The sequence below is a fragment of the Nonomuraea sp. NPDC059023 genome (assembly GCF_042740095.1).
GTDB lineage: Bacteria > Actinomycetota > Actinomycetes > Streptosporangiales > Streptosporangiaceae > Nonomuraea.
The window spans coordinates 454,415-470,110 of sequence record NZ_JBHYIO010000002.1 but is presented as its reverse complement, the minus strand read 5'-3'; the positions used below and the strand labels follow the sequence as shown (position 1 = coordinate 470,110).

Annotated in this window: 14 protein-coding genes; 8 read left to right on the top strand and 6 right to left on the bottom strand. The window is 72.4% G+C overall.

Annotated elements, in window-relative coordinates:
• The first annotated feature begins 28 nt into the window (after positions 1-28).
• Positions 29-772: a sirohydrochlorin chelatase gene (locus ACFWYW_RS05490; protein ID WP_379613937.1), complete on the top strand. Its 744-nt coding sequence runs from the start codon at positions 29-31 to the stop codon at positions 770-772.
• Between the two features lie 172 nt (positions 773-944).
• Here ACFWYW_RS05490 and ACFWYW_RS05485 read toward each other — a convergent pair whose 3' ends face one another.
• On the bottom strand, positions 945-1,598 hold the full coding sequence (locus tag ACFWYW_RS05485) for a DUF1707 domain-containing protein (protein ID WP_379613758.1): 654 nt from the start codon (positions 1,596-1,598) through the stop codon (positions 945-947).
• 126 nt (positions 1,599-1,724) lie between these two features.
• Between ACFWYW_RS05485 and ACFWYW_RS05480 the strand changes: the two genes are divergently transcribed.
• Entirely contained in the window at positions 1,725-3,068 is a 1,344-nt protein-coding gene (locus tag ACFWYW_RS05480) for an ankyrin repeat domain-containing protein (protein WP_379613760.1), read from the top strand.
• A gap of 12 nt (positions 3,069-3,080) precedes the next feature.
• Here ACFWYW_RS05480 and ACFWYW_RS05475 read toward each other — a convergent pair whose 3' ends face one another.
• The 5 genes from ACFWYW_RS05475 to ACFWYW_RS05455 form a co-directional block, all read right to left on the bottom strand.
• A complete protein-coding gene (locus tag ACFWYW_RS05475) occupies positions 3,081-3,971 on the bottom strand; it encodes a maleylpyruvate isomerase family mycothiol-dependent enzyme (RefSeq protein ID WP_379613762.1) in 891 nt (296 codons plus the stop codon).
• Positions 3,971-4,522, bottom strand: a complete 552-nt coding sequence (locus ACFWYW_RS05470) for a sigma-70 family RNA polymerase sigma factor (protein WP_379613764.1) — start codon at positions 4,520-4,522, stop codon at positions 3,971-3,973. Before ACFWYW_RS05470 ends, ACFWYW_RS05475 begins: the two co-directional genes overlap by 1 nt.
• A 500-nt stretch (positions 4,523-5,022) precedes the next feature.
• Positions 5,023-5,625: a hypothetical protein gene (locus ACFWYW_RS05465; RefSeq protein ID WP_379613766.1), complete on the bottom strand. Its 603-nt coding sequence runs from the start codon at positions 5,623-5,625 to the stop codon at positions 5,023-5,025.
• A 198-nt stretch (positions 5,626-5,823) separates the two neighbouring features.
• Positions 5,824-6,768 carry a hypothetical protein gene (locus ACFWYW_RS05460; protein ID WP_379613768.1) on the bottom strand — a complete coding sequence of 315 codons (945 nt, stop codon included), beginning with the start codon at positions 6,766-6,768 and terminating at the stop codon, positions 5,824-5,826.
• Positions 6,768-7,283: an RNA polymerase sigma factor gene (locus ACFWYW_RS05455; RefSeq protein ID WP_379613770.1), complete on the bottom strand. Its 516-nt coding sequence runs from the start codon at positions 7,281-7,283 to the stop codon at positions 6,768-6,770. The genes ACFWYW_RS05460 and ACFWYW_RS05455 overlap by 1 nt, the downstream gene beginning before the upstream one ends.
• A gap of 121 nt (positions 7,284-7,404) precedes the next feature.
• Here ACFWYW_RS05455 and ACFWYW_RS05450 point away from each other — a divergent pair, with 121 nt between their 5' ends.
• The 6 genes from ACFWYW_RS05450 (at position 7,405) to ACFWYW_RS05425 (ending at position 15,678) form a co-directional block, all read left to right on the top strand.
• A complete protein-coding gene (locus ACFWYW_RS05450; protein WP_379613772.1) occupies positions 7,405-7,830 on the top strand; it encodes an OsmC family peroxiredoxin in 426 nt (141 codons plus the stop codon).
• 33 nt (positions 7,831-7,863) lie between these two features.
• On the top strand, positions 7,864-9,981 hold the full coding sequence (glgX, locus tag ACFWYW_RS05445; RefSeq protein WP_379613774.1) for a glycogen debranching protein GlgX: 2,118 nt from the start codon (positions 7,864-7,866) through the stop codon (positions 9,979-9,981).
• Between the two features lie 269 nt (positions 9,982-10,250).
• Complete coding sequence (locus ACFWYW_RS05440) at positions 10,251-11,537, top strand: ABC transporter substrate-binding protein (RefSeq protein WP_379613776.1); 1,287 nt, start codon at positions 10,251-10,253, stop codon at positions 11,535-11,537.
• Positions 11,537-12,466: a carbohydrate ABC transporter permease gene (locus ACFWYW_RS05435; RefSeq protein WP_379613778.1), complete on the top strand. Its 930-nt coding sequence runs from the start codon at positions 11,537-11,539 to the stop codon at positions 12,464-12,466. The genes ACFWYW_RS05440 and ACFWYW_RS05435 overlap by 1 nt, the downstream gene beginning before the upstream one ends.
• The gene (locus ACFWYW_RS05430) at positions 12,453-13,313 is read left to right on the top strand and encodes a carbohydrate ABC transporter permease (RefSeq protein WP_379613780.1); all 861 of its coding nucleotides are present in this window, start codon (positions 12,453-12,455) and stop codon (positions 13,311-13,313) included. Before ACFWYW_RS05435 ends, ACFWYW_RS05430 begins: the two co-directional genes overlap by 14 nt.
• A 19-nt stretch (positions 13,314-13,332) precedes the next feature.
• Positions 13,333-15,678: a polysaccharide lyase 8 family protein gene (locus ACFWYW_RS05425; RefSeq protein ID WP_379613782.1), complete on the top strand. Its 2,346-nt coding sequence runs from the start codon at positions 13,333-13,335 to the stop codon at positions 15,676-15,678.
• Positions 15,679-15,696 lie beyond the last annotated feature (18 nt).

Below are 15,696 nucleotides of genomic sequence, written 5' to 3'. Positions count from 1 at the left end.
CGCCACCCCGTCCTCTCCGGGGTCCCCTCTGGGCCGCGTGCCGCTGGTCGCGGTGGCGCACGGCTCGCGCGACCCGCGCGCGGCCGCGACCGTGGAAGCCCTCCTCGACCGGGTACGGCTGGCCAGCCCCGGCCTCCCGGTGCGCACCGCCTACCTGGACCACGCGGCCCCCACGCTCGGCCAGGCGCTGCACGGCCTGCGCGAGGCCGCGGTGCTCCCGCTGCTGCTGACCGAGGCCTACCACAGCCGCGTCGACCTGCCCGCAGCCCTCAACGAGGCGCGCGCCCGCGACCCCCGGCTGCGCGTCCACTACGGCACGACGCTCGGCCCCCACCCGCTCCTGCTCGCGGCGCTGGAGCGCCGCCTGTCGGAGTCGGGGGTACGGCCCGGCGACCCGGACACCGCCGTCGTCCTGGTCTCGGCGGGCTCCAGCGACGCCAGGGCCAACGCGGTCATCGCCGACCTGGCGCGGTTGTGGTCCGACGGCGGCCCGGGCCGGCGGGCCGGCTGGTGGCGGGTCGTTCCCGCCTACGCCTCGGCCGCCGGTCCCACGCCCGCCGAGGCGGTGGCCGCGCTGCGCAGGGCCGGGGCGCCGCGGGTGGCGGTGGCTCCGTACCTGCTGGCGCCGGGGTTCTTCGCGGACAAGGTGCGGCGGGAGTCGGGGGCCGACGTGGTCGCCGACGTCCTGGGCCCGGCTCCCGAACTGGTCGACGTCGTCCTGGAGCGCTACGCCCAGGCGTTCGCCGCGGTGGCCGCCGCCCCGGTCGCATGACGTGGTGGCCGCCGCCCCGGTCGCCTGACGTGGTGGCCGCCGCGCCGGTCGCCTGACGTCTCACGAGCCCGTCCGATCCGGCCGGAGCACGGGCTCGGGGCACGTCCAGGCCGTCAGGGCGGTTCTGGGCCCGTTCACCGGCATGGCGTCGCGCGCGCCCGCCGGATCGTGGTCAGTCGCCGAGGCGGCGGGGGTCTCCGTAGAGCTGGCCGGGGGTCAGGCCGAGGTGTTCGCGCCAGGCGGACCAGCCGCGCTTGATCGGCTTGGCGCGGGCGTCGCCGTACACCTTGATGTCGCCCATCACCGCGTAGCCGTGCACGCGCACGACGGGCACGTTCATGCCGGGGGCGGCCTCCAGCACGTCGACCTTCTTGTCGCCCATGAAGGCGAAGCCGTCGAGGTCCACGTCCACTCCGTCGGGCACGATGATCTTGACGTCGCCCATGACGGCGACGGCGGTGATGTCGATGACGTCCGTGCGGACCTCGGCCTCGCGCAGGTCCATCACCACGTCGCCCATGACCGCCACCGCGCCGAGCTCCTGGTCGACCCGCCACTTGCCGCGCCGCTTGGTGTCGCCCATGAACGCCAGGAACCAGCGCTTCTTGCGCTCGGGCGCCGGTGCCGCCACGGGCACGGCACCGGCGGCGGGCAGGTCCTGGGTGAGGAGCGCCAGCTCGGCGTGGGTGGTCGCTGTGTAGGCCGCCTCGGTGCGGTCGGTGAGCTCCACGAGGGTGAGCCTGCCGTCGACTGAGGCGACGCGCAGTTGCTCGACGACGGCCTCGCGCTCGGCGTCGGAAGCGCGCAGTTCCCCAGAGTCTGTCATAGTCGCAACATATCGCGTCTTGTGGCGCTCGCGGTCCTCCAGAAGGAGGATTCCTCGTCCATCGAACCGCGCACCTCGCCGGGACGTTCGTCGGGGTTGGGGCGGTGAGGCGTTAGGGTCGCTGTCATGCGTGAGGATGAGCTGTACCAGGCGGCGTTGAAGGGCGACCTGGAGACGGCGGGCACGTTGCTCGCCGCCGGGGCTGACGCCAACGAGGCCGGTGAGGAAGGGCTGCCGCTCTGCGCGGCCGCGGCCTGGGACCGGGTGTCCGTCATCGGGGCGCTCCTGGCCGCCGGGGCCGATGTCAACGCGAAGGAGAGCGGCGGCTGGCACGCCCTGCTGTGGGCCGCCGCCAACGGCAACGCCGACGCCGCCCGCGCGCTCATCGAGGCCGGCGCGCAGGTCGACGAGCCGAACGAGGACGGCGACACCCCGCTCAGCCTGGCCTCCAGGCGCGGCGCGCTCGGGGTGGTGCGGGAGCTGCTGACGGCCGGGGCCGACCCGGAGAAGTACGATGGCGACGGCGACAGCCCCTACGACATCGCGATCGACTGGGTCGGCGTCCACCTGGAGACCGCGCTGCTCGACCAGATCGGGCAGGAGGGCTGGGAGTACGTCGTGGGCAGGCAGTTCGCCAAGGACGGCACCGAGCTGGTGACGGTGGCCGGCCGTTCCGCCGACGGCGAGGAGAGCGAGCAGGTGCAGGCCCAGCGCGGGCACGCGGCCGTCGCCACCCTCCTGGAGGACGCCACCGGGCTCTACACGCCCATCCCCCAGCTCGTCGCCAGGGCGCTGGCCCACCGCGACGTCGACGAGGACGCCGAGACCTGGTGGGTCGTCGCCGACTCGCTGGGCAAGCGGGCCGACGAGGAGACGTACGAGGCGCTGGCGCGGTTGTGCGTGAGCGAGGACGCCCGCGAGCGGGAGTTCGGCGTGGACGCGATCGCGCAGTACGGCGTCACCGAGGACGGCGAGAAGCCCTACCTGGAGCGCACGCTGCCGCTGCTGCAGAAGATGGCCACCACCGAGGGGAACCCGCAGGTGCTGCGCTCGGTGCTGGCCGCGCTCGGGCACCAGGGCGACCCGCGGGCGCTGCCGCAGGTGCTCGACGTGCTCGGCCGCCCGGACCACCAGCGCACGATGACCGACGCGATCGCGCTGGCCGACGTGCTGCCGCCCGGCCACGCCGAGGGGCTGGCGCTGCTGGTCTCGATGACGCGCGACGACGACTCCGAGGTACGCGACTGGGCGACCGCCGGGCTCTCCTCCCTCGACGCCGACACCCCGGAGATCAGGGACGTGCTGGCCCAGCGGCTGGACGACACCGACCTGCGCACGGTGGCCGAGGCCACGCGGGGGCTGGCCGAGCGGGGCGACGCGCGGGCCGAGGCCGGGGTGAAGCGGGTGCTGGCGGAGAGCGACGACTCCTACGAGCGCGAGATGGTCACCGAGGCGGCCGCCAAGCTCTGACTCCCGGACCTTTCAGGGGCCGGACAGGGCCGGCGCGGTGCGCAGGATGTCGGCGGCCAGGGCGTGGTCACCCGTGATGTCCGCGGGGAACGCCTCGGGCTCGCCGCGCCCGCCCAGCAGGAAGCAGAAGCCGATCACGTCGGCGGTGATCGAGACGTCCGGGGCGCCGGGGGCCGTGTCGTGGACGCCCAGCGGCATGGTCCACTCCCCGCCGCCGGGTCCGGTCAAGGTCAGGTTGAGGGTACGGCCGGCGCCGTCCACCCCGGACAGCAGCATCGTCCACGGCAGCAGGCGGGCGCACAGGTCGGCGGTCGGCCGGATGTGGTCCGGGACGGGGTGCGGCAGGCGTAGCCCGGCGACCGAGGCGGCGTCGTCGGTGTGGATCCACGTCTCCAGGCCGCGGGCCAGGACATGGTCGCTGACCGCGCCGGCCACGCCGTCGAGCGTGGCCGGGGTGTCGGGGGTCAGGCCGCCGAGGTGGCGGCAGAGGGCGTCCGCCTGTGCCCGCCAGTCGCGCCGGGTCTGCTCGGGGCTGCGCGCCCGCTCGTACTCCTGAACCTGGAGGGTGCGTCCCATCGCGTCGAGCGCGTCGAGGGCGGGGCCGAGCACGGGGGCGCCGACCGAGGCGGCCAGCAGCCCGTCCTTGGCGGCGAGGTGGGCGACGAGCTCCTGCAGCGTCCAGCCTTCGACGATCTCGCGGGCCCAGTCGTCGTCCATCGCGGCGGCCAGCAGCGCGTCCATGGCGGCCACCCGTCCGGCGTACGGCTCCGCCCACGCGGCCGTGGGCGCGGCGGGCCGGCGGCGGGCCCTCGCCCCGGCCAGCAGCTGCGGCCGGAGCGACCGCTCGGGCACGGCCGCTTCCTCCATGAGGGCGTCCAGGTACAGACGCTCGACGGGCTCCATCACACCTCTTCCTCTGCCAGCGCGTCGGCCAGGCGCCGCAGCGCCAGCCTGATGCGTGACTTGGCCGTGCCCTCGGGCACGCCCAGCTCCTCGCCCACTTGCCGATATGTACGGCCACCGAAGTACGCCAGTTCAATCGCCTCGCGTAAACCTTCGGGCAGCCGGGTGACCGCCTGGCGTACCCGCTTGGCCTCGTCGGCGGCGAGCACGGTCTCCTCCAGTCTCTCAGGCGGGGGCTCGAACAGCCTCGGCCCCAGGACGGAGACCCGGCGCCGCTCCTCGGCGCGTACATGGTCGACGGCGCGCCGGTGCGCGATCGTGGCCAGCCAGGCGCGCAGGGTGCCGCGGTCGGGGTCGTAGGCCAGGGGCCGTTCCCAGAAGATCAGGAACACCTCCTGGGTGATGTCCTCGGCGATCACACGGTCCCTGGTGACGCGGAGCGAGAGACCGAAGATCAGCGAGGAGAGATGGTCATACACCTCACCGAGCGCGGACTCATCGCCGCCGACCACCCGTTGATGCAACAGGCGGTCGTCGAACGGTGCCTCCACTGGCACCACACTCCCGTGATCCGGACCTAGGCGGCGGGTGCGCCGCGACCCGAGCATGTCACTATTCGCCGGAAATGTTGAGCCGGATGACGAACGAAACCCCCGATTTCCGCGCCCCTGTTTTGGGCTCGGCTCGGGTGCCGGGTTCCCCTCGTGCCGGACCCGGTCTCCCCGGGCCTCGCCCTACGCGGACCAGGACCACGAGGCCCGCCCGGCACCCAGCCTCACGGCATGCGGCACCCCGGCCCGGGACGAGGGGCAGGGGGCGACCATGGCGTGCGGCGTTCGGTCCAGGTAAACGGGGCGCGATGCCGGAGAGTGTCCCGGGCAGGGGGTGGGGGTCCTGCCCGGGACCCGCGCGGGGAGGGGCGCCGCGCGGAGTTTCGGGAGAAACGCGGTTGGGTGGGCCGAGGGTCCCGGCTGGGGATTTGATCGAGCCGCCGAGGCCCTATGGATGCTGGCCCCCGAGGGTGGTTGGGGCCGAGGGGATGTGGGGTGGGTTAGGAGGAGGGGTAGGGCGGGGTGGGGTAGGAGGTGGTGATGCGGTGGTGGTAGGCGGCCACGGTTTCGGCTGTTGCCTGGTCGCCGTCCAGGATGGCGGCGATGCGGGCCTGGGACCTCAGGGCGAAGGACTCGGCCCACCAGTCGCGGGGTCCCGGGGCGGGGCGGTCGCGGAAGAGCGGGAGGCAGCGGCGGGTCAGGGCCCGCCACTCCAGTGTTGCCGACAGGCCGTCGAGGTCGCACAGGGCGTGGGCGGCGAGCATGCGTGCCGGTGAAGGGGGCGGGAGGTCGCGCCACAGGGCCGGGCGGGAGAAGGGGAGGCTGCGGCCGGTGATGCCGTCCGGGTCCTTGACGACGTAGCCGATGCCGGTGCCGCCTATCCACAGCATGGCCAGCCCGGTGGCCAGGCGGTGGGCGGGGCCGTACTCGAGAGTGGCCAGGTCGTCGACGGCGGTGACGAAGCCGGGGCGTGGCGGGCCGTCCTTGGGGGACCACAATCGGCGCAGTACGCCTTCGAGCGGACCGCACCAGCGGCGGCCGTCGCGCGGGGTGGGACGGAGATCCTCCGGATGGGGCGGGCACCAAGCGGGCGTCATCATCATGCCCGGTAATAGTCCGGCCGCCCGGCTTTTCTTACGGCTCCGCGCCGCCGCGTCTTTCACCGCCTTACGAAGCCGCCGTACGAACCGCCTCAAGCCGCCTTGCGGAGCCGTCGTGTTTGGCCGTCGGGCTGAGGTGGGTTGCCGGGGCGCGCTTCTCACGTGGGCTGCCGGGTCTCGCCGTACAAGGAACGGGGCGGGTCAGTCGCGCGTGGTGGCCGTGTCGGCGCGGTCGAGGAAGGTCCAGAAGTCGCGGACGCAGGGCGGCGTGGCCTCCAGGCCGGTCGCGGGCCGCAGCATCACGCGCTCCACCCCCAGCAGGTCGCCGCTCCCCCGGTCGGCCACCAGCACCCACCGGTCGGCGGCGCCCACGTCGACGGCGACCCCCTGCCCCCTGCGTTCGCGCCGGTCGGTGATCTGGCCCAGTGTGCGCAGGCCCGGCCGGTCGGCCAGGGCCCGCCACAGCGCGGCCACGCGCGCGGCGTCGAGGACCTCGCTCTCGTTGAGGGAGACGATGGCGGTGAGCAGCCCGTACGTCCCGGGCTCCGCCGACAGGCGGGCGCGCAGGTCGGCGGAGTCGCCGGGGAGCGGGAGTCCCGGCCGGTACGCCCCCTCCCGCCCCTGCTGCCCTTGGACGAGGCGTTCCCCGTCGAGGGCCAGCGTGTACTCCACCCGGCGGCCGGAGCCCCGGACCGGCGTCCACTGCCTGGACAGCACGCCGGCCCGCCCGCCCGGCCTCAGCAGCGACGACGCCACCGTGATCCGGCCGTGGCCGCGCACAGCCACCCGTCCGGCCCGTGCCGCCGCCTCGGCCAGGCCGAGTACGACGCGCCGGGCCCCGCCCCCGGTCCCGGGCAGTTTGCGCGGCCGTGGCCCCGGCTCTCCGCACAGCGCGAGCGGCGCGCCGGGGTAGCGGAAGTAGGCGGCGACGGTCACCTGGCCGGGCGCCCTCGGGGTGGGGATGGCGCCGGCGGCGAGGATGACCAGCCCGGTGGCCAGCGCCGCGCCGAACGTCAGCCGCCAGGACAGGGTGGAGCCGCGGCGCGGCCGGGCCGTACCGAGGATCTCGGCGAGCAGCAGTTCGTCGGGCGGCACCTCGTGCGGGGCCGGGTCGTGGCGTGCCATCAGCCGTGCGAGCTCGTCCATCAGCTCCCCTCCTGGAACCCGAGCGTGCGCAGGTGCTCGCGCAGGCGTGCCCTGGCCCGGCTGAGCCGGGTGGCCATGGTGCCGGCGCGGCAGCCGGCGACCGTGGCGGCCTCCTCCACGCTGAGCCCCTCCCAGTAGAAGAGGCGCAGGGCCTCCCTGTCCTTGCCGGCCAGCCTCGCCAGCGCCTCGTGGAAGGCGAGCCGGGTGACGATCTCGCCGTCGAGGCCCTGGTCGGCCGACGGCGCGCGCCAGACGGCCAGCCGGTCGGCCAGGGCCTGGCGTCTGCGCAGGCCGCGCCACTCGTTGCTGACCTGGCCGCGGGCGATGCCGAGCAGCCAGACCCGCTCGGCACGGCGCTCGCCGGGCGCCTGCCCGAGACGGCGGAAGGCGTCGGTGAAGGTGCGCGCGGCGACGTCGGGCGCCGCGTCCCGCCCTACTCTGCGCGCGGCGTAGCGCAGCACCGAGGAGTAGTGGCGGTGGTACAACGCGGCATACCGCTCATCGTCATCCGGCACGGGGCCCTCCGCTGCGGGGATTACGACGCTCCGCTCCGATTACAACCGACCACTCATGGTCACCGCGGCGATACAGGATATGTTCGGACCTGTATCGGCAATCGATGAAGGGACTATCGCCATGGCGACCACGCGTACGGCCACCACGCAGTGGAAGGGCGCGCTGCTCGACGGCTCCGGTACGGTCTCGCTCGACACCTCCGGCGTCGGCACCTTCGAGGTCTCCTGGCCGTCGAGGGCCGAGGCGGCCAACGGCAAGACCTCGCCCGAGGAGCTCATCGCCGCCGCCCACTCCTCCTGCTTCTCGATGGCGCTGTCGCACGGCCTGGCCGGGGCCGGTACGCCGCCGGAGTCGCTGGAGACCCGCGCCGAGGTGACCTTCCAGCCGGGCGAGGGCATCACGGGCATCGTGCTCAGCGTGAAGGGCCACGTCCCCGGCCTGACGCCCGGCCAGTTCCAGGAGGCGGCCGAGACGGCGAAGGCGAACTGCCCCGTCAGCAAGGCCCTGTCGGGAACCACGATCAGCCTGAAAGCGGAACTGCTCTAGCAACGGGACGATCGCGTGCGACAATTGGGTCACATGCGTGAGGTCTGGCCGGGCGAGCCCTATCCACTCGGCGGCACCTGGGATGGCGTTGGCACCAGCTTCTCGGTGTTCTCCGAGGTCGCCGAGCGGGTTGAGCTGTGCCTTTTTCAGGACGACGGCTCCGAGGAGCGCGTTGATCTGCCGGAGATGGATGGGTTCGTCTGGCATGGCTACCTGCCCGGGATCGCCCCCGGCCAGCGGTACGGCTACCGCGTCCACGGCCCGTTCGCGCCCTCGCAGGGCCACCGCTGCAACCCGGCCAAGCTGCTGCTCGACCCGTACGCCAAGGCGATCGACGGGGAGCTGACCTGGAACGAGGCGTTGTTCGCCTACCGGTTCACCAATCCGGCCGAGTTCAACGACGCCGACAGCGCGCCGTACATGCCGAAGAACGTGGTGATCAATCCGTTCTTCGAGTGGGGCAACGACCGGCCGCCGCGCACGCCGTACCATCAGACGCTGATCTACGAGGCGCACGTGCGGGCGCTCACGATGCGCCACCCGTCGGTGCCGGCGGAGCAGCGGGGCACCTACGCGGGGATCGGGCATCCGGCGGTGATCGACCACCTGGTCTCGCTCGGGGTGACCGCGATCGAGCTGATGCCGGTGCACCACTTCGTGCCCGAGCACTTCCTGGTGGCGCGGGGGCTGACGAACTACTGGGGCTACAACACGATGGCCTTCCTGGCCCCGCACGGTCCCTATTCGAGCGCGGGCTCGCGCGGGGAGCAGGTGCTGGAGTTCAAGGCGATGGTGCGCGCCCTGCACGAGGCGGGCATCGAGGTCATCCTGGACGTGGTCTACAACCACACGGCCGAGGGCGACCACATGGGGCCGACGCTGGGCTTCCGCGGCATCGACAACTCCGCCTACTACCGCCTGCACGACGGCGACCGGCGCTACTACCTCGACTACACCGGCACCGGGAACTCGCTGAACGTCCGCTCGCCGCACGCGCTGCAGCTCATCATGGACTCGCTGCGCTACTGGGTGCTGGACATGCACGTGGACGGCTTCCGCTTCGACCTGGCCTCGGCGCTGGCGCGAGAGCTGCACGACGTGGACCGGCTGAGCGCGTTCTTCGACCTGATCCAGCAGGACCCGGTGATCTCGCAGGTCAAGCTGATCGCCGAGCCGTGGGACGTGGGCCCCGGCGGCTACCAGGTCGGCAACTTCCCGCCCCTGTGGACGGAGTGGAACGGCAAGTACCGCGACACGGTGCGCGACTTCTGGCGCGGGACCGGCTCGGCGCTGCCCGAGTTCGCCTCCCGGCTGACCGGCTCCGCCGACCTCTACGCCACCTCCGGCCGCCGCCCGGTCGCCTCCATCAACTTCGTGACCTGCCACGACGGCTTCACCCTCACCGACCTGGTCTCCTACGACCGCAAGCACAACCTGGCCAACAGCGAGGACAACCGCGACGGCACCGACGACAACCGCTCCTGGAACTGCGGCGCCGAGGGCCCGGTCGAGGACCCGGACATCGTCCGCCTGCGCCACCGCCAGCGCCGCAACTTCCTGGCCACGCTCTTCCTGTCACAGGGCGTGCCGATGCTCTCCCACGGCGACGAGCTGGGCCGCTCGCAGCGCGGCAACAACAACGCCTACTGCCAGGACAACGAGCTGACCTGGATCGACTGGACGGCCGTCCACACCGAGTCGGACCTGCTGGAGTTCACGCGGTCGCTGGCCAGGCTGCGCCGCGAGCACCCGGTCTTCCAGCGCCGCCGCTTCTTCCGCGGCCGCACCGCCGACAACGGCCGCGACCTGGTGTGGCTGACCCCGGCGGGCGCCGAGATGAGCGCCGGCGACTGGCACACCGGCTACGCCAAGTCGCTCATGGTCTATCTCAACGGCGACGCCATCACCGAGCCGGGCCCGCGCGGCGAGCGCATCCAGGACGACTCGTTCCTGCTGCTCATCAACGCCCACCACGAGGACATGACGTTCACGCTGCCGGGCGAGGAGTTCGGCGCGGCCTGGCAGACCGTCTTCGACACCAGCGACGACACCGCCCGCGACGAGCCCTTCCCCGACGAGCAGTGGCCGCCCGCCGCTCTGGTCGCCGTCGCCTCGCGCAGCCTGCAGCTCCTGCAGCGCAAAACCCCCTAAAACCTCTTAGAAGCTTTTTAGAAGCTTTTAGAAGTACGGCAAGCCACCCCCACGCCACCCGCCGCCGTGCGCGGGCGCCGATCGTGGGGGTCGCTTCTCACGTCGCACGTGGTCCCCGCCGCGACGGTCTGGTGTACCGATGCACCGTCAATGACCTAACGCGCCCATGTCCTTCAGGTTAACTCCCTGTTGACCACCGCAAGAGGCGTCCCTATGGTTGGTGCATCGATTCATCGGCGCCCCTTCCCCCCAGAACTGAGAGGCATCCCATGGACCTGACGAGACGGGGTTTCCTTGCTGCGCTAGGCGCCCTCGGCACGGCCGCGGTCGCCACCGGGTGCGCCGCCGGCGGCTCCTCGGCCGGGAACGCCGACGGCGCCGTGGAGGGCGAGATCACGCTCCTGACCCCGATGTTCGAGGGGTCCAGCGGCAAGCAGCTCCTCGAAGGCACGCTGCTGCCCGCGTTCCTGAAGCGGCACCCCAAGGCCAGGGTGCGCGTCGACTACACCACCTACGCCGCGCTCAACGAGAAGATCACCACCGCGCTGGCCGGCGGGCTCCTGCCCGACGTGCTCATGCTGGGCGTCGGCTGGGTGCCGCCGTTCGCGCACAAGAAGGTGCTGGCTCCGCTGCCCGACTCCGTGGCCGCCCGCCACCAGTACGAGCCCAGGGTGCTGGAGCCCTCCCGCTACGACGGCAGGCTCTACGCGCTGCCGGTGGTGCTCGACACCCGGGTGGTCGCCTATCGCAAGGACATGTTCGACAAGGCCGGGGTCAAGGGGACGCCCCAGGACTGGACCGAGCTGCGCGCCCTCGCCAAGGAGCTGACCAGGCGCGACGGCGCGGGCAAGCTGGCCACCGCGGGCTTCGACCCGTTCTCGGTGGACCTGCGGCAGTGCTGGGAGACGTTGCTGTTCGCCAACGGGGGCAAGCTGTTCGACGAGGCCGGCCGTACCCCGTTGTTCGCCGACGAGCGCGGCGTCGCGGCGCTGCAGCTCTTCCTCGACCTGATCGCCGACAGGAGCACCGAGTACTCCTTCAAGTCCGAGACCGGCCAGCCGAGCCTCATCCAGCAGGGCAAGGCGGCGATGGCGATGACCACGACCGCGCTGTGGCTGCAGATGGAGCAGCAGACGCCCGAGCTGATCAAGGACGACGTCATCGGCACGTTCGTGGTCCGCAACACCAACGAGGCGATGCTGCAGGGCGGCACGCTGGCCTCGGTGTCGGCGCACAGCAGGCAGCCGGCCGTGGCGCGGGCGCTGGTGGAGTTCCTGGCCAGCCCTGAGGTGATCCTGCCCGCGTCCCGGCAGCGCGGCTCGGTGCCCGCGGTGCGCAGCCTGCGCGACAGCGAGTACGTGAAGAAGAACAAGTTCGTCGGCTTCGCGCTGGACAACCTGGACAAGGCCTACTCCGAGGGCGGCACCGCGGCCTGGATGGAGATCCGCGAGAAGATCAAGCCGACGCTGGAGACCGCCGTCGTCGGCCAGCGCGGCGCCGCCGAGGCGCTCAAGGAGCTGTCCGGCCTGGCCGCCAACGCGATCGGCCGGCTCTGATGGCACTCGGCACGCTCGCCCCGCCGCGTCCCCCGCGCGTGGCGCCCCGGCCGGCGCGCTCGTCGCGCTCGCGGCGGCGCGCCGGGTACCTGATGGTGGCGCCGGCGTTCCTGCACATGCTGCTGTGGACCGGGCTGCCGCTGGTCGCGGCGGTGTTCCTGGCGTTCACCTCCTACGACATCCTGAGCGCGCCGGAGTTCGTCGGGCTTGCCAACTTCACCGAGATGTTCGGCGACCCGGTCTTTCGCCGGGCCGTGCTCAACACCGTCATCTACGCGATCTTCACGGTGCCGGTGGCGATGGGCATCGCGCTGGTGATCGCCGTCCTGCTCAACGGCAACGTGCGCGGCCGGAGGCTGTTCCGCACCGCGGTGTTCCTGCCGCAGGTCACGGCCACGATCGCGGTCGCGCTGGTGTGGCTGTGGATCTACAACCCGCGCGGCGGGCTGCTCAACGCGGTGCTGTCGTTCTTCGGCGTCGCCGGGCCGAGCTGGCTGTCGTCCACGACGTGGGCGCTGCCGGCGGTGATCGCGGTCGGCGTCTGGCAGGGCATCGGCATGAAGATGCTGATCTACCTCGCGGCGCTGCAGAACCTGCCGCCCGAGCTGTACGAGGCGGCCTCGGTCGACGGGGCCTCCAAGGTGCGCCAGTTCTTCAAGATCACGGTGCCGCTGCTGCGCCCGGCGACGTTCTTCGTCTTCGTCACCTCGGTGATCGGCGCCTTCCAGTCCTTCGACCAGATCTACGTCCTGACCGACGGCGGCCCCGCCCACAGCACCACGATGATCACCTACGAGGTGTACAAGTCGGCCTTCCGCGAGTTCCGCATGGGCTACGCCTGCGCGCAGTCGCTGGTGCTGTTCGCCATCCTGATCGCCCTCACGCTGATCAACCGGCGGGTCATCGGAGGCGACCGTGTCACGGCTTAGCCGCAGGATCGGCCTCTACGCCGCGCTGAGCGTGATCGCGGTCATCATGATCGCGCCGTTCGTGTGGATGGTGCTCACCTCGCTCAAGACGCCCGCCGACATCGGCGCCAGCCCGCCGCCCCTGCTGCCGACCACGTGGGCGTGGAGCAATTACGTGGACGCCTTCACCGCGGCGCCGTTCGCTACCTATGCCCGCAACAGCCTGATCATCGCGGTCAGCCACACGCTGATCAACGTCACCTTCGCGTCGATGGCCGGGTACGCGCTGGCGCGGCTGCGCCTGCCCGGATCGCGATGGTTGTTCGCCGCCTTCGTGGGCGCGCTGATGATCCCCACCTACACGAAGATCCTGCCGGAGTTCCTGATCGTCCGGTTCATGCCGCTGGCCGGCGGCAACGACCTGTTCGGCCAGGGCGGCACCGGATGGCTGGACTCGTGGTGGGGCCTGATCATCCCGGGCGCGATCGCGCCGTTCTCGGTGTTCCTGTTCCGGCAGTTCTACCTGTCGCTGCCCGTGGAGCTGGAGGAGGCGGCGCGGCTGGACGGGCTCGGCGAGTTCGGCATCTACTCCCGCATCATGACGCCGCTGGTGAAGCCGGCCTTCGCCACCGTCGCGCTGCTCACGCTCGAAGGGTCGTGGAACAACTTCCTGTGGCCGCTGCTGATCACGCGCAGGGACGACCTGCGGGTGATCCAGGTGGGCCTGTCGGTGTTCCAGACCGAGAACAACACGCAGTGGGCCTTCCTGATGGCCGGTACGACGCTGGCCACGCTGCCCATGGTGCTGCTGTTCGTCGCCTTCCAGCGCTACTTCGTCCAGGGCTTCGCCACCGCCGGCATCAAGTGACCCCCCGGAAGGATCTTCCATGTCCCTGCCTCTCACCCGGCGTACCGTCCTGATCGGCGCGGGCTTAGGAGCCACCGCCGCCTTCGTCGCCGGCCCGGCCGCGGCTCTCGTGGCCGATACCGCGGCGTTGCGGCTGCGCTGGCGGGCCCTGCTGACCGGCGGCGACGGCATCGACACCGGCGATCCGGACATCGCCGCCGCCGTGGAACGGATCGGGCGTACCGCCGCCGGGTTCCTCGCCACGCTCGACACCGGCGCCGGCCGTACCGCGCTGTGGCCCGACCTGGCCGATCCGGCCCGTTCCGGCCATGTGACGTCGAGCTTCTCGCGGCTGGCGAAGATCGCGCTGTCGTGGGCGACGCCGGGCACCGGCCATCACGCGCACGAGCCGACCCTGCGGGTGGTCCTGGACGCGCTGGACTGGATGTCCGCGCACCGCTACGGCCCCGCCCTGGCCCGCTACGACAACGACTGGGACTGGGAGATCGGCGCGCCCATCCAGCTCAACGACACGATGGTCCTGCTGCACGACGTTCTGGGGGCCGAGCGCCTGGCCAGGATGACGGCGGCGGTCCACCACTACACGCCCGACCCCAACCTGTGGCGGGCCGACCGGCAGATCGCCACCGGGGCCAACCGGGTGTGGGTGTGCACGGTCGTGGCGCTGCGGGCCGTACTGGATGGCGACGGGAGTGCGCTGGGCGAGGTGCGCGACGCGCTCAGCGACGTACGCGGCGGCGGCGCCAACAGCGTGCTGGCCTTCCAGGACGGCGGCGCCGGCGGCACCGGCGAGGGCTTCTACTCCGACGGGTCGTTCCTGCAGCACTGGAAGCACCCCTACAACGGCGGCTACGGCAAGGAACTGCTCAACACGCTGTCCAAGCTGCTGCACCTGCTGGCCGGCAGCACGTGGGCGGTGCGCGACCCGGCCGTGGACAACGTGTTCCGGTGGGTGGACGAGGCGTTCGACCCGCTGATGTTCCGCGGCGACATGATGGCGGCCGTCTGCGGCCGCGAGGTGGCGCGCGAGAGCAAGCAGGGGCACGCGGCGGCGCAGCCGGTGATCGAGGCGGCGCTGCGGCTGGCCGGGGCCGACGCGAGCCGGGCCACCCACCTGACGCGGCTGGTCAAGCGCTGGATCACCGAGGACACCTACCGCGACTTCCTCAAGGTCACCGACCTGTCGTCGATCGTGCTGGCCCGCAAGGCTCTCGGCTCGGCCGCGCCCGCCTACCCGGCGCCGGTCCTGCACCGGCAGTATCCGCGGATGGACAAGGCCGTCCACCACCGCCCCGGCTTCGGCTACGCGGTCAGCGCGTACTCCACGCGGATCTACAACTACGAGTCCATCCAGAACGAGAACCTGCGCGGCTGGCACCTGTCCGACGGCATGGTCCTGGTCTACGACGGCGACCTCGGCCACTACAGCGAGGACTACTGGCCGACCGTGGATCCGCACCGCCTGCCCGGCACCACGGTCGAACGGCGCGCGCTCGCCGACGGGCAGGACCAGCGGCGCGTGTCCGGCGCCGACTGGGCCGGCGGCGCCGCGCTGCCCGGCACCACGCTGGCCGCCTACGGCATGGACCTGCGCGGCCTCGACACCGGCCTGCGCGCGCTGAAGAGCTGGTTCTTCGTCGACGACGCGATCGTCTGCGTCGGCTCCGGGATCACCGGCCAGGACGTGGAGACCGTGCTGGAGAACCGCAAGCTGCGCGATCCGCAGGCCGTGCTGACGGTGAACGGCGCCGCCGTACCGGGCAGCCCGGGGACGCTCACCGGTGTGCGCTGGGCCCACCTCGCGGGCACCGGCGGCTACGTCCTGGCCGCTCCCACGCGGCTGCGGGCCGTGCGCGAGCCGCGTACCGGCCGGTGGAAGGACATCAACATCAAGTACGGCTCCGCCACCGAGATCACCCGCACCTACCTGACCCTGTGGCTGGAGCACGCGGCGGGCACCGGCTACGCCTACACCCAGCTTCCCGCGGCCTCCGCCGACCGGACGGCGGCGTGGTCGGCGGCGCCCGCCGCGCAGGTGGTCGCCGCGACGGGGGCGGTGCACGCGGTGGCAAGCCCGGGGCGTCACTTCCTGGCGGCCAACTTCTGGGGCGCCGGGCGGGCCGTCGACCTGGCGGCCGACGGGCCCGCCTCGGTGGTGACCCGCAGGCGCGGCTCGGCGACGGCGGTGGCGGTGTCCGACCCCACGCAGAAGCGCGATCGGGTGGTGGTGGAGCTGTTCCGGCCGGGGCTGCGGGTGGTGCGGGCCGATCCGGGGGTGCGGGTGCGGGCGCTGGCGGGCCGGATCCGGATCACCGCCGAGACCGCGGGCCGCCATGGGGCGACCCTCACCGCCGACCTGGCCTGAAAAGCCCCGAAAAATCGA

Bases quoted from the DNA above. Each gene is read 5' to 3' on its own strand.
- ACFWYW_RS05485 (WP_379613758.1), bottom strand. From the start codon at position 1,598: ATGACAGACTCTGGGGAACTGCGCGCTTCCGACGCCGAGCGCGAGGCC.
- ACFWYW_RS05480 (WP_379613760.1), top strand. From the start codon at position 1,725: ATGCGTGAGGATGAGCTGTACCAGGCGGCGTTGAAGGGCGACCTGGAG.
- ACFWYW_RS05475 (WP_379613762.1), bottom strand. From the start codon at position 3,971: ATGGAGCCCGTCGAGCGTCTGTACCTGGACGCCCTCATGGAGGAAGCG.
- ACFWYW_RS05465 (WP_379613766.1), bottom strand. From the start codon at position 5,625: ATGATGATGACGCCCGCTTGGTGCCCGCCCCATCCGGAGGATCTCCGT.
- ACFWYW_RS05460 (WP_379613768.1), bottom strand. From the start codon at position 6,768: ATGGACGAGCTCGCACGGCTGATGGCACGCCACGACCCGGCCCCGCAC.
- ACFWYW_RS05450 (WP_379613772.1), top strand. From the start codon at position 7,405: ATGGCGACCACGCGTACGGCCACCACGCAGTGGAAGGGCGCGCTGCTC.
- glgX (WP_379613774.1), top strand. From the start codon at position 7,864: ATGCGTGAGGTCTGGCCGGGCGAGCCCTATCCACTCGGCGGCACCTGG.
- ACFWYW_RS05440 (WP_379613776.1), top strand. From the start codon at position 10,251: ATGGACCTGACGAGACGGGGTTTCCTTGCTGCGCTAGGCGCCCTCGGC.
- ACFWYW_RS05435 (WP_379613778.1), top strand. From the start codon at position 11,537: ATGGCACTCGGCACGCTCGCCCCGCCGCGTCCCCCGCGCGTGGCGCCC.
- ACFWYW_RS05425 (WP_379613782.1), top strand. From the start codon at position 13,333: ATGTCCCTGCCTCTCACCCGGCGTACCGTCCTGATCGGCGCGGGCTTA.